This is a genomic window from Streptomyces sp. NPDC048383 (genome assembly GCF_040651775.1).
In the GTDB taxonomy this organism is placed as follows: domain Bacteria; phylum Actinomycetota; class Actinomycetes; order Streptomycetales; family Streptomycetaceae; genus Streptomyces.
Map to the genome: position 1 here is coordinate 322894 of NZ_JBEZKS010000001.1, position 11789 is coordinate 334682.

At 71.0% G+C, this 11789-nt stretch carries 13 protein-coding genes; 6 read left to right on the plus strand and 7 right to left on the minus strand.

Going from position 1 to position 11789, the window contains the following annotated elements:
* Positions 1-825 (minus strand): maleylpyruvate isomerase family mycothiol-dependent enzyme, encoded by an 825-nt coding sequence (locus AB0D46_RS01540; RefSeq protein ID WP_362875210.1) that lies wholly within the window; start codon positions 823-825, stop codon positions 1-3.
* Between the two features lie 137 nt (positions 826-962).
* Here AB0D46_RS01540 and AB0D46_RS01545 point away from each other — a divergent pair, with 137 nt between their 5' ends.
* Together AB0D46_RS01545 and AB0D46_RS01550 are read left to right on the plus strand one after the other, a co-directional pair.
* Positions 963-1763: a carbon-nitrogen family hydrolase gene (locus AB0D46_RS01545; protein ID WP_362875211.1), complete on the plus strand. Its 801-nt coding sequence runs from the start codon at positions 963-965 to the stop codon at positions 1761-1763.
* Positions 1760-2062: a hypothetical protein gene (locus AB0D46_RS01550; protein WP_362875212.1), complete on the plus strand. Its 303-nt coding sequence runs from the start codon at positions 1760-1762 to the stop codon at positions 2060-2062. The genes AB0D46_RS01545 and AB0D46_RS01550 overlap by 4 nt, the downstream gene beginning before the upstream one ends.
* A 44-nt stretch (positions 2063-2106) precedes the next feature.
* Here the strand turns inward: AB0D46_RS01550 and AB0D46_RS01555 are convergent, their stop codons facing one another.
* Positions 2107-2667, minus strand: coding sequence for an LURP-one-related family protein (locus AB0D46_RS01555; RefSeq protein WP_362875213.1), 561 nt, complete (start codon positions 2665-2667; stop codon positions 2107-2109).
* A 32-nt stretch (positions 2668-2699) separates the two neighbouring features.
* Between AB0D46_RS01555 and AB0D46_RS01560 the strand changes: the two genes are divergently transcribed.
* Together AB0D46_RS01560 and AB0D46_RS01565 are read left to right on the plus strand one after the other, a co-directional pair.
* Entirely contained in the window at positions 2700-3590 is an 891-nt protein-coding gene (locus AB0D46_RS01560) for a hypothetical protein (protein ID WP_362875214.1), read from the plus strand.
* Entirely contained in the window at positions 3587-5449 is a 1863-nt protein-coding gene (locus tag AB0D46_RS01565) for an NHL domain-containing thioredoxin family protein (protein WP_362875215.1), read from the plus strand. The genes AB0D46_RS01560 and AB0D46_RS01565 overlap by 4 nt, the downstream gene beginning before the upstream one ends.
* A gap of 72 nt (positions 5450-5521) precedes the next feature.
* Here AB0D46_RS01565 and AB0D46_RS01570 read toward each other — a convergent pair whose 3' ends face one another.
* The 5 genes from AB0D46_RS01570 to AB0D46_RS01590 form a co-directional block, all read right to left on the minus strand.
* Entirely contained in the window at positions 5522-6814 is a 1293-nt protein-coding gene (locus AB0D46_RS01570; RefSeq protein WP_362875216.1) for a M18 family aminopeptidase, read from the minus strand.
* A gap of 102 nt (positions 6815-6916) precedes the next feature.
* A complete protein-coding gene (locus AB0D46_RS01575; RefSeq protein WP_362875217.1) occupies positions 6917-7648 on the minus strand; it encodes a hypothetical protein in 732 nt (243 codons plus the stop codon).
* Positions 7649-7760: 112 nt separating this feature from the next.
* On the minus strand, positions 7761-9587 hold the full coding sequence (locus tag AB0D46_RS01580; protein ID WP_362875218.1) for an acyl-CoA dehydrogenase: 1827 nt from the start codon (positions 9585-9587) through the stop codon (positions 7761-7763).
* Between the two features lie 116 nt (positions 9588-9703).
* Positions 9704-10102 (minus strand): ATP-binding protein, encoded by a 399-nt coding sequence (locus AB0D46_RS01585; RefSeq protein WP_362875219.1) that lies wholly within the window; start codon positions 10100-10102, stop codon positions 9704-9706.
* Entirely contained in the window at positions 10099-10308 is a 210-nt protein-coding gene (locus AB0D46_RS01590; protein ID WP_362875220.1) for a hypothetical protein, read from the minus strand. The genes AB0D46_RS01585 and AB0D46_RS01590 overlap by 4 nt, the downstream gene beginning before the upstream one ends.
* A gap of 119 nt (positions 10309-10427) precedes the next feature.
* On the opposite strand from AB0D46_RS01590, the gene AB0D46_RS01595 reads away from it, so the two are divergent.
* Both AB0D46_RS01595 and AB0D46_RS01600 read left to right on the plus strand, forming a co-directional pair.
* The gene (locus AB0D46_RS01595; protein ID WP_362875221.1) at positions 10428-11279 is read left to right on the plus strand and encodes a helix-turn-helix transcriptional regulator; all 852 of its coding nucleotides are present in this window, start codon (positions 10428-10430) and stop codon (positions 11277-11279) included.
* A complete protein-coding gene (locus AB0D46_RS01600; protein WP_362875222.1) occupies positions 11260-11469 on the plus strand; it encodes a DUF397 domain-containing protein in 210 nt (69 codons plus the stop codon). The genes AB0D46_RS01595 and AB0D46_RS01600 overlap by 20 nt, the downstream gene beginning before the upstream one ends.
* Positions 11470-11789 lie beyond the last annotated feature (320 nt).

The window sequence follows — 11789 nt, forward strand, 5'->3', positions numbered from 1 at the left end:
CTACGGCGTCACGGCGAACGCCGCCAGGATGGCCGCGGCCAGCTCCTGATCGCCCTCCGCCTTCACCCGGTCGGCGACCGTGCGCGGTCGCACCCGGCCGGCGGCGAGGCGTACGTACGTCTCCCAGTCCAGGGTCAGCGTCACGGCCGGGCCCAGCGAGGGGGACTCGTCCAGGGTCCCCCGACCCGCCGCGTCCACCCGTACGGTCCGCATGAACTCCAGCGGGCCGTGCACGTCGATGACCACCGCCGAGTTCGCCGGCGCGCCCGCGCCCTTGGCGATCGCCTTCGGCAGGCCGGCCAGCAACATGTCCTGCGCCACGTACGCGCCGGGGGAGTCCCAGTTCCCCGGCACGCCCAGCGCCGCCCTCAGGTCCTGCTCGTGGATCCACACGTCGAAGGCGCGCAGCCGCAGCGCCTGCTCCAGCGTCACCTGCACGCCGAGCGGCCCCCGCACCATCGTGGCCGGATCCCGCTTCTCGTTGCGCAGCTGGCGCGAGCGCCGGATGACGGTGTACTCCAGCTCCGAGGTCATCTCCGGAGCGGTGTGGTGGCGGCGTACGTCCACCTGCACTTCCATGTAGCGGGTGAACTCGTCCACCACGTGCCGCAGATCACGCGGCAGCGTGTGGATCGGGCGGGGATCTCCGAGCTGCTCGCACTCGATGCCGATGATGTGTGACACAACGTCACGAACGGACCAGCCGGGGCAGGGAGTCGCCCGGTTCCAGTCGCGCTCGGGCAGAGGGAGGACCAGCTCGGATATCGCCTCGATGGAATGGGTCCACGCGTCGGCATAGGGCTGGAGGCTGGGATGGACGGTCAACGGGACCCCTCGCGTGCTGTTCAGTGGCGCGTTGTGGACTGTGCCCAAAAGTACGCTGCCGGTGAGCACCCCGGCAGTGCTTTCGTGTGACGATCGTAGGCCCGAGTCGACGGCTGACAAGCCAGGACGGTGGTACTGTGCGCGCTTCGCTGATCCAAATCGCGGTGAACGACGGGGAGTCGGTGGCCTCCCGGCGCTCCCGCGTGGCCGAACTCGTACGGGATCAGAGCGATTCCGATCTCGTCGTGCTGCCCGAACTGTGGACCGTCGGCGCCTTCGCCTACGAGCAGTTCGAGACCGAGGCCGAGCCGTTGGACGGCCCCACCTACGAGTCCATGGCCGACGCGGCCCGGGACGCCGGCGTCTGGCTGCACGCCGGCTCGATCGTGGAGCGCGCGGGCGACGGCTCCCTCTACAACACCGCCCTCACCCTCTCCCCGAAGGGCGAGCTGGCCGCGACCTACCGCAAGATCCACCGCTTCGGCTTCGACCAGGGCGAGGCCGTCCTGATGTCGGCGGGCGACTCCCTGACGACGGTGACCCTGCCGGAGCAGACCCTCGGCATCTCCACCTGCTACGACCTGCGCTTCCCCGAGCTGTTCCGGGGCCTGGTCGACGCCGGCGCGACGACGATGGTCGTGGCCGCCGGCTGGCCCGCCCGCCGCCGGTCCCACTGGACCCTGCTGAACCGGGCGCGGGCGGTGGAGGACCAGGCGTACGTCCTCGGCTGCGCGCTGGCCGGGACGCACGCGGGCGTCGAGCAGTCCGGGCACAGCCTGGTGGTCGACCCGTGGGGCGAGGTGCTGGCCGAGGCCGGGCCGGGCGAGGACGTCATCACGGTGGACCTGGACCCGAAGAAGGTCGCCGAGACCCGCGAGCAGTTCCCGGCGCTGAAGGACCGGGCACTGGGCGTCCGGGCCCCGGGCGGCGCGCGATGAGCGCGCCCGAGGGGCAGGCGGCGGCGGTCGAGGCCGCGCGGGAACCCCACGAGCCCTCCCCCACCGAGCGCGCGGCGCGGGACGGGGTGTGCGCCGAGGCCACCGGCCTGGCCCACCACGAGGCGCACGAGGCCCTGGAGGCGGCCCGCGAGGCCGGCGCCGATCCGGCCGTGGTGGCGGAGTGGCAGCGCATCACCGAGCACCTGGAGGCCCACGGCGGGCCCTACACCCCGGAGTCCGACCCCTTCGCCCAGGGCCGCATCGCGGCGCGCGCCCACCACGCGGAGGGGGCTCCGTAGGCCCCGCCCCGACGCCGCGCCCGGGCGGGGCCCACCCGCCCGGGTCAGCCGACGACGGCCCGGGCGACGTCCCGGAGGGACCCGCGGTCGTCGTCCCCCTCCTGCTGGTCCAGCCCTTCCTGCCCCTCCCGCTCGGACATCCGGATCACGCACACGGCGACCGCGATCAGCAGGGCCGCGTCCGCGTCCTCCCGGATCACGTCGACGGCGTACGTCTCGCGGATCCGGTACCACTGGCGCGAGACCAGGGCGAGCAGCTCGCCCGCGTACTCGATCTTGAACTCGCGTTCCGCGATCCGGCCGCTGACATCGAGCTCCGTCCCTTCGACCAGCGTCACGCGGTGGTGGTGGCGCAGCAGCGAGAGCCGCTTGCGGCGGATGACGGCGAGCCGCTGGTCGTCGCGCTCCAGCGTCATCGCGTCGCGCAGCGAGAAGAACTTCTCCCGCAGGGTGATCAGGATCCGCCCGTCGGGGTCCTTCAGTTCCAGGGTGTCGCGCAGCCGCAGCGCCTTCCCGTCGACGAGGAAGGCCTGCCGGCCGCCCTCGTCCTCGATCCAGTAGTCGTCGCCGATCGCGAGCACTTTGTCCCGTACGAGGTATTTCATGCGGTCATCGGTGCCCGCGATAGGTTGCCGCCATGCCTCTTCTCTACGTGACCGACCTGGCGTACCCGGCCCGCGGCCGCCGCTACGGCGACGAGGACACGTTCCTCACCTCCCGGCTCCGCGAGCACTTCCCCCTCGCCCTGTGCCATCCGCTGGACGCGGCGTCCCTGATGGGCGGCTTCGACGCCGTCGTGGTCCGCAACAGCGGGCCCGTCCTGCACTACCAGGAGGCCTACGACGCCTTCCGGACCGCCGCCCTCGCCACCGGGACCCGCGTCTACAACCCGCTCGTCGGGCGCGGCGACATGGCCGGCAAGCAGTACCTCTTGGACCTCACCGCCGCCGGCTTCCCGGTCATCCCGACCGTCGACGACCCCGCCGACCTGCACCTGCTGCCCGAGGTGCCCGTGTACGCGGTCAAGCCCAAGCAGGGCGCCGACTCCATCGGCCTCACCTTCACCGCCGACCCGGGCGGCCCGGCGGGCGAGGTGCTGATCCAGCCCCGCATCGACTTCGCGTACGAGGTGTCCTTCTACTACGTCGACGACGCCTTCCAATACGCCCTGTACGCCCCCGACCCGGCCCGCCGCTGGGACCTCGTCCCCTACGCGGCCACCGACGAGGACCTGGCCTTCGCGAGCCGCTTCATCGCCTGGAACACCCTCGCGCACGGCATCCAACGCGTGGACGCCTGCCGGGCCCCCTCCGGGGAACTCCTCCTCGTGGAACTGGAGGATCTGAACCCGTACCTCTCCCTGGACCTCCTCCCGGAACCCACCCGCGACGCCTTCGTGACGTCCCTGGTCGCCTCGCTGAAGTCCTTCCTGGCATCGGACCCGCCGACGCGGTGGCCCCGGCCTCACGGCGCTCTTCGCACGGCCGTGACGGGCGCTTCACGACCGGATGGCAAGCTTGAAGGATGAACGATGCTGCCCCGGCGCCCACCCCCGCGCCCGCGCCCCGCCGACGTGCCCGTGTCCGTGCCCCCGAGCTGATCGGCAAGGGCGGCTGGTTGAACACCGGCGGCAAAGAGCTCGCCCTCGCCGACTTCCGGGGTCGCGTGTTGATCCTCGATTTTTGGACGTTCTGCTGCATCAACTGCCTCCACGTCCTCGACGAGCTCCGTGAGCTGGAGGAGAAGCACCGGGACACCGTCGTCATCGTCGGCGTGCACTCGCCGAAGTTCGTCCACGAGGCCGAGCACGCGGCCGTCGTCGACGCCGTCGAGCGGTACGGGGTCCACCACCCGGTGCTCGACGACCCCGAGCTGGCCACCTGGAAGCAGTACGCCGTGCGGGCCTGGCCCACGCTCGTCGTCATCGACCCCGAGGGGTACGTCGTCGCACAGCACGCCGGCGAGGGCCATGCCCACGCCATCGAGCGGCTGGTCGAGGAGCTGGAGGCCGAGCACGAGGCCAAGGGGACGCTGCGGCGCGGCGACGGGCCCTACGTGGCGCCCGAGCCGGTCGCGACCGACCTGCGCTTCCCCGGCAAGGCGCTGCTGCTGCCCTCGGGGAACTTCCTGGTGTCGGACTCCACCCGGCACCAGCTCGTCGAGCTCGCCCCGGACGGGGAGAGCGTCGTGCGCCGCGTCGGCAGCGGGTCGCGCGGCTTCACCGCCGAGAGCTTCAGCGAACCGCAGGGCCTGACGCTGCTGCCCGACGGCAGGGTCGTCGTCGCCGACACCGTCAACCACGCGCTGCGCACCTTCGACCCGGTCACCGGGGCCGTCGAGACCGTCGCCGGTACGGGCCGCCAGTGGTGGCAGGGCTCGCCGACCTCGGGTCCGGCCCTGGAGGTCGACCTGTCCTCGCCGTGGGACGTCGCCTGGTGGCAGGGCAAGGTGTGGATCGCCATGGCCGGCGTGCACCAGCTGTGGACCTGGGACCCGGAGACCGGCGCCGTCGCGGTCGCGGCCGGGACCACCAACGAGGGCCTCGTCGACGGTCCGGCTGCCGAGGCCTGGTTCGCCCAGCCGTCGGGGCTCGCGGCCGCCGGGGACCGGCTGTGGATCGCCGACTCCGAGACCAGCGCCCTGCGGTACGTCCGGGCCCCGGCCGCCGACCCGGACGGCTCCGCCGACGGGTACGCCATCGTCACCGCCGTCGGCAGCGGCCTGTTCGACTTCGGCCACCGCGACGGCGACGCCGCCCAGGCCCTGCTCCAGCACCCGCTCGGCGTCACCGCCCTGCCGGACGGCTCGGTCGCCGTCTGCGACACGTACAACCACGCGCTGCGCCGCTACGACCCCGCCACGGGGCAGGTCTCGACGCCGGCCACCGACCTGCGCGAGCCCAGCGACGCGGTCCTGGTCGGCGAGGACATCGTGGTCGTGGAGTCCGCCCGGCACCGGCTGACCCGGCTGCGGCTGCCCGAGGAGGCCGTACGGGTCGACGCGGTCGCCCACCGCACCCAGCGGGCCGCCACCGAGGTCGCCCCGGGCACGCTGCGCCTCGACGTGGTCTTCCAGGCCCCGGCCGGCCAGAAGCTCGACACCCGCTACGGTCCCTCGACCCGGCTCCTGGTCTCCTCGACCCCGCCGGAACTCCTGGTCGCGGGCGAGGGCCGGGGCACGGACCTGTTCCGCGACCTGGAACTGAACCCCGAGGTCCCCGAGGGCGTGCTGCACGTCTCGGCGATGGCCGCGTCCTGCGACGACGACCCGGCGAACGAGTACCCGGCCTGCCACGTCCACCAGCAGGACTGGGGCGTCCCCGTCCGCCTCGCCCCGAACGCCGCGACCCGCCTCCCCCTGGTGCTCGCGGGCCTGGACGCGGAGTAGCGCGGACCGCGAGCACGGGAACCCCCGCCCCGCTGTGCGCGGTGCGGGGGTTTCGATCGACCGGCCGGTTCGTCAGCCCCGCAAGAAGGACAGCAGGGCGTTCGCGAGGAGGTACGGGTCGTCGGCGCCGCAGAGTTCGCGGGCGCTGTGCATCGACAGGATGGCCACGCCGATGTCGACGGTCTGGATGCCGTGGCGGGCGGCGGTGATCGGGCCGATCGTCGTGCCGCACGGCATCGAGTTGTTGGAGACGAACGTCTGCCACGGCACACCGGCCCGCTCGCAGGCGCCGGCGAACACCGCGCGGCCGCTGCCGTCGGTCGCGTACCGCTGGTTGACGTTGACCTTCAGGATCGGGCCGCCGTTGGCGCGCGGGTGGTGCGAAGGGTCGTGCCGTTCCGCGTAGTTGGGGTGGACGGCGTGTCCGGTGTCGGAGGACAGGCAGATGGTGCCGGCGAAGGCGCGGGCCCGGTCCTCGTAGCTGCCGCCGCGCGAGAAGACCGAACGTTCCAGCACGTTGCCCAGGAGCGGGCCGTCGGCGCCGGTGTCCGACTGCGAGCCGTTCTCCTCGTGGTCGAAGGCGGCCAGCACCGGGATGTGGTCGAGCTTGTCGGCGGTGGAGACGGCGGCGAGCGCCGCGACGCCCGCGTGCACCGACAGCAGGTTGTCCATCCGCGGTCCGGCGAGGAGTTCGCGGTCGCGGCCCAGGTAGGCGGGCGGCTCGATCGAGTGGACCATCAGGTCCCAGCCGGCCACCGAGCCCTGTTCCAGGCCCTCTTCCTCTTCGAGGAAGGCGATCAGGTCGCCCTCGCGGGCGTCGCCCAGACCCCAGATCGGCTGCATGTGGCGCTGCTTGTCCAGCTTCAGGCCGTCGGTGTTCACCGAGCGGTCGAGGTGGACGGCGAGTTGGGGCACGCGCAGCAGCGCGCGGTCGATGTTGACGAGCCGTTCCGTGCCGTCGCGCAGCGTCAACCGGCCCGCCAGGCCGAGGTCGCGGTCCAGCCAGGTGTTGAGCAGCGTGCCGCCGTAGATCTCGACGGCGACCTGCCGCCAGCCCTGCGAACCGGTGTCCGGGACCGGCTTGACCCGCAGGTTGGGGGAGTCGGTGTGCGCGCCGACGATCCGGAAGGGAGTGTGCGCCGCCGCGCCCTCGGGCACGTACCAGGCGATGAGTGCGCCGCCGCGGAGTACGAACCTGCCACCCGTGCCCGAGTCCCAGGCATCCGATTCCGACAACTGCCTGAAGCCCGCCTTCTCCAGCCGCTCGGCCGCGTTGGCCACGGCGTGGTACGGCGACGGACTGGCCGTCAGGAAGGTCATCAGATCGTCGGTGTGTCCGCGGTCGAAGCGGGCGGGAGAGGTCATGTGGTTCACCTTAACGACGGTCGTGTTCGCCATTGGCCGGACTGCGGCGGATAGCGGAAGGGTCGAGGACGGCGGGGTGTGTGGCCCGTGGTCCCTTCGCGATCAGCCCGGCGGACGCTCGAATCGGCGCTGCAACTGCCTGCGCTCGCCCCGCCGGATGCGCGGGAGCATCTCGGGGGTCTGCGCGGGGCGCTGCGCACGTCTCTTGCGTCCGGCGCAGAAGATACAGGCCTCGCCGGGAGGAGCATCGGGGTCGATCGGCGCGCCGGGGTGCTCGGAGCATCCCGACGCGTTGCGGGGGCGGGAGAGTTCGCGGGCCACGATGAAGGCGCGGTGCAGGTCGTCCGCGATGCGCACGAAGTCCTGGTCGGCCGAGCCGAGGGTCAGGTGGAAGCGCTGCTCGTCGACGACGCGCAGGTAGTGGCGCAGGACGTCCAGGTCGTACGGGGGCTCGGGCACGGGGTAGCCGAGCCGGCGCTGTTCCCCGGCGGCCGGTCCGGCCGCGCGGGCGCCCTGGATGCGGCGGCCGAGGCGGCGCCGGTCGTTGCAGATGAGGCAGCGGCCCCAGCCGTCCGGTGCCTCGGGGTCGAGCGCGCCGTTGGGGTGTTCGGGGCACCCGGTGTAGCTCTTGGCGGGGGCGAGGCCGGCCGCCGTCCGGAAGGCCAGGTGGAGGGCGTCGGCCACGGGCTCGTACTCGGCGGGGTGGGCGCCGTCGTACAGCTCCTTGACGCGGTCGCCGAGGGCGCCCACATTCGCCTGCAGCTCCTTGAGGGCATACGGGCGTCCGGTGGGGACGGAATACCCCCTGCTGCTGTGCTGCTCCTGTGGGCTCATGTCTACGAGCGTGCCACGAACCGCCGACAACAGTGGCCGGACCCCCGGCAGGGAGGTCCGGCCACTGTTGGCACGCGCGGGGCGTACCGGCTGGTCGGCGGGGCGCGGTGCCTTAGAAGGCGGCCTCGTCGAGGTCCATCAGGGAGTTGTCGACGAGCTCGGCCAGCCGGCGCTGGACGGAGACGTTCGGCAGCACCTCGGCGGCGAAGAACTTCGCGGCGGCGATCTTGCCCTGGTAGAAGGGCACGTCCTTCGCGGAGGCGCCGGCGAGCTTCTCGGCGGCCACGGCCGCGCCCTTGAGCAGCAGGTATCCGACGACGACGTCACCGGAGGCCATCAGCAGGCGGGTGGTGTTCTGGCCGACCTTGTAGATGTTCTTGACGTCCTCGCCGGTGGCGGTGAGGTCGACGATCATCTGGCCGACGATGCCTTCGAGGTCCACGGCGGCCTTGGCGAGGGCGTCGCGGGCGGGGGCCAGGTCGTCGCCGCCGACGGCCTCGGCGAGGAACTTCTTGATCGTCTCGGAGAGGACGTTCAGCGAGGCGCCCTGGTCGCGGACGATCTTCCGGAAGAAGAAGTCCTGACCCTGGATCGCCGTGGTGCCCTCGTAGAGGGTGTCGATCTTGGCGTCGCGGATGTACTGCTCGATCGGGTATTCCTGGAGGTAACCGGAACCGCCGAAGGTCTGCAGCGACTGGGCGAGCTGCTCGTAGGACTTCTCCGAGCCGTAGCCCTTGACGATCGGCAGCAGCAGGTCGTTCAGGCCGATCTCGGCGGAGGCGTCGTCGCCGGCGGCCTGCTTGAACTGGATCTCGTCCTGCACGGAGGCCGTGTAGAGCACGAGGGCGCGCATGCCCTCGGCGTAGGCCTTCTGCGTCATGAGCGAGCGGCGTACGTCGGGGTGGTGCGTGATGGTGACCTTGGGCGCGGTCTTGTCCATGAAGTTGGCCAGGTCCGGGCCCTGCACGCGCTCCTTGGCGTACTCCAGCGCGTTGAGGTAGCCGGTGGAGAGGGTGGCGATGGCCTTCGTGCCGACCATCATCCGGGCGAACTCGATGATCATGAACATCTGGCGGATGCCGTCGTGCTTGTCACCGATCAGCCAGCCCTTGGCGGGGTGCTGGTCGCCGAAGGTCATCTCGCACGTGTTGGACGCCTTGAGGCCCATCTTGTGCTCGACGTTGGTGGCGTAGACGCCGTTGCGCTCGCCCAGCTCGCCGGTCTCCCAGTCGAAGTGGAACTTCGGGACGAGGAAGAGCGACAGGCCCTTGGTGCCCGGGCCGTGGCCCTCGGGGCGGGCGAGGACGTAGTGGAGGATGTTCTCCTCCATGTCGTGCTCACCGGAGGTGATGAAGCGCTTCACGCCCTCGATGTGCCAGGAGCCGTCCGCCTGCTCGACGGCCTTGGTGCGGCCCGCGCCGACGTCCGAACCGGCGTCCGGCTCGGTGAGGACCATCGTGGAGCCCCAGCGCTTCTCGACGGCGATCTCGGCGACCTTCTTCTGCGCCGCGTTGCCCTCCTCGAAGAGGATGCCGGCGAACGCCGGGCCCGAGGAGTACATCCACACGGCCGGGTTCGCGCCGAGGATCGTCTCCGCGAACGCCCAGATCAGGGAGCGGGGCGAGGTGGTGCCGCCGATCTCCTCGGGCAGGCCCAGACGCCAGTACTCGGAGTCCATGAAGGCCTTGTAGCTCTTCTTGAAGGACGCCGGGACGGGCGCGGTGTTCGTGGTCGGGTCGAAGACCGGCGGGTTGCGGTCGGCGTCCTCGAAGGAGGCGGCCAGCTCGTTCTCGGAGAGCTTGGTCATCTCGCTGAGGATGGTCCGCGCGGTGTCGGTGTCCATCTCGCCGAACGGGCCGGTGCCGTACAGCTTGTCGCGTCCGAGCACCTCGAAGAGGTTGAACTCGATGTCGCGGAGATTCGACTTGTAGTGCCCCATGGCGACGGCTCCGTTAAGGCTCGGTGAGACGGGTTCCTCGTGCATACCACTCGGTAACAACATGATGCTACCGGTCGGTAATAAGAGCAACCCCTCTCCGGCGACTGTGACCAGGGTCAAAGCTCGCACCAGACGGTCTTCGTGTCACTGCCCCGCGTCACACCCCATCGCAGGGTCACCGCGTCCAGCAGGGCCAGCCCGCGCCCGGACTCCTCGGTTCCGCCGGCCTGTCGCGGCAGGGGCCACGCGTGCGGGGCGGGGTCGGTGAGCTCGACCCGCGTACGGGTTGCCCTGCCGTTCCCGTTGCCGTTACCGGCCCCGCCGCCGTGGACGCTGACGCGCAGGGTGACCGGGGTGCCTTCGCCGAGGTGGGTGATCACGTTGCTCAGCAGCTCGCTGACGCAGAGTTCCGCCTCGGGGCAGCCGGCGGCTTCCCCGATGTGCTCGCGGACGGCGTGCCGCAGCAGGGGGGCCGCCTTCGGGACGGCGAGCAGCCGGATCGTGAGCGCGTTCACCGGCCGGCGGCCAGGGCGTCGGCCAGCAGTCGGGCGGTGGCGACGTTGCAGTTGCCGAGGGTGATCAGGGGCGGGGTCCGGTAGCCGCCGGCGTACGAGGGGAGGTGCAGGTCGAGGGAGGGCAGCGTGATTCCCCGCTCCGCGAGGGCGAGCCGCAGCTCTGCGAGGGCCTCGATGGCGATGCGGTCGTTGGCGTGGTCGCTCATGGGGGGACTTCCGTTCCGGTGCGGAGTGTGACAAAGCCCTCACAGAGTGGGGTCGGGCGGCGTAGCGTGGGAAGGGTTTCAGGTTGCGCTGGGCAAGTGGCAAACGGTGGTGGTGGGTTGTGCCCGCTCGCAAGGATCCGGACGCGTCGGCGAACGTTCCGTCGTTCTACGGTGCCGAGCTTCGGTACAAACGGGAATCGGCGGGGTTCACGCTGGAGCAGCTGGCCGAGGGCAGCTTCCGGGGTGTTCCGTTCTTGAGTCAGATCGAGCGGGGCGAACGTCGGATGCCGATGGATCTGGCTCAGCACGCGGACGCCAAGCTGGGGACGGACGGCTTTTTCCAACGGCGCTGTGAAGACGCGCGCAAAGCGAAGCAGTCTGGGCACGCGGAGTACTTCGCGGACGTCGCGGAGATGGAGCCGTTCGCGGAGACCATTGAGGATTGGGCACCGATGCTCGTCCCGGGGCTGCTTCAAACGGAGGACTACGCGCGGGCCATCAGCCGGGCCGCCATGCCCCGTGCGACCGATTCGGCGATCGAAAAGCTGGTCGTCGCCCGGTTGGGGCGGGCCGAGCTCTTCGACCAGGAACGGCCGCCCGAATTCTGGGCCGTCCTGGACGAGTCGGTGATCCGCCGTGCCGTCCTGCCCACGTGCCGGATGGCCGCACTTCTGGAGCACATCGGAGCCGTGATCCGCAGGACGCGGTCCATTTTGCAGATCGTCCCGCAAACCACCACCAGCCACGCTCTCATGATGGGAATGGCGCGGCTGATGACCTTTCCGGACGCACCTCCTGTGGTCTACGTGGAGAACCTGCACAGCGGGCAGCTCATCGACTTTCCAGCCCTCGTGAAGGAGTACCGCAGGTCTTACGATCTGCTGAGGGCCGCCGCCTTGCCGCCGGGGGCGTCCCTGGCCCTTCTCGACGCTGCGGCAGAGGACTACCGAAATGGCAAGCAGCGGGTCTGACTTGAGTACCGCGAGCTGGCGCAGGAGCAGCTACAGCAACGGGACCGGTGGTGAATGCGTCGAGGTTGCCGACGGGCTCATCGGACTCGTCCCCGTCCGGGACTCCAAGCGACCCGCCGGCCCCGCCGTGATCGTCCGTGCCGCCGCCTGGGTTCCGTTCGTCGGGGCCGTCAAGGACGGGCGCTTCTAGGGGCTGATGTGGCCGGAACCACCCGTTCCCCAGGGGCGGGTTTCGGCCACTTTCCGTTGTCCGGGTTTCGTCGCCCGGCCTGCGGTGGCGTGAATCCGGTGGCCGGGCATCCCGAATGCCCGTTTCGCCCGCTGCAAGCGAAAGGCTGATTCCGCACCGCGTACGGATGTTTGTTCGGGGCACGGCCCGCTGTTGCCGCCTGGGCGCGTGTGAACGTATGAGCCGCCGGGGGCCATTGGAGCCTCCGGCCCGTCTTTCGGGGGAAAGTCCATGCGTTCACGTGCCTTCGGCACGCCACTTCGGCGTGCCCGCACATCGTC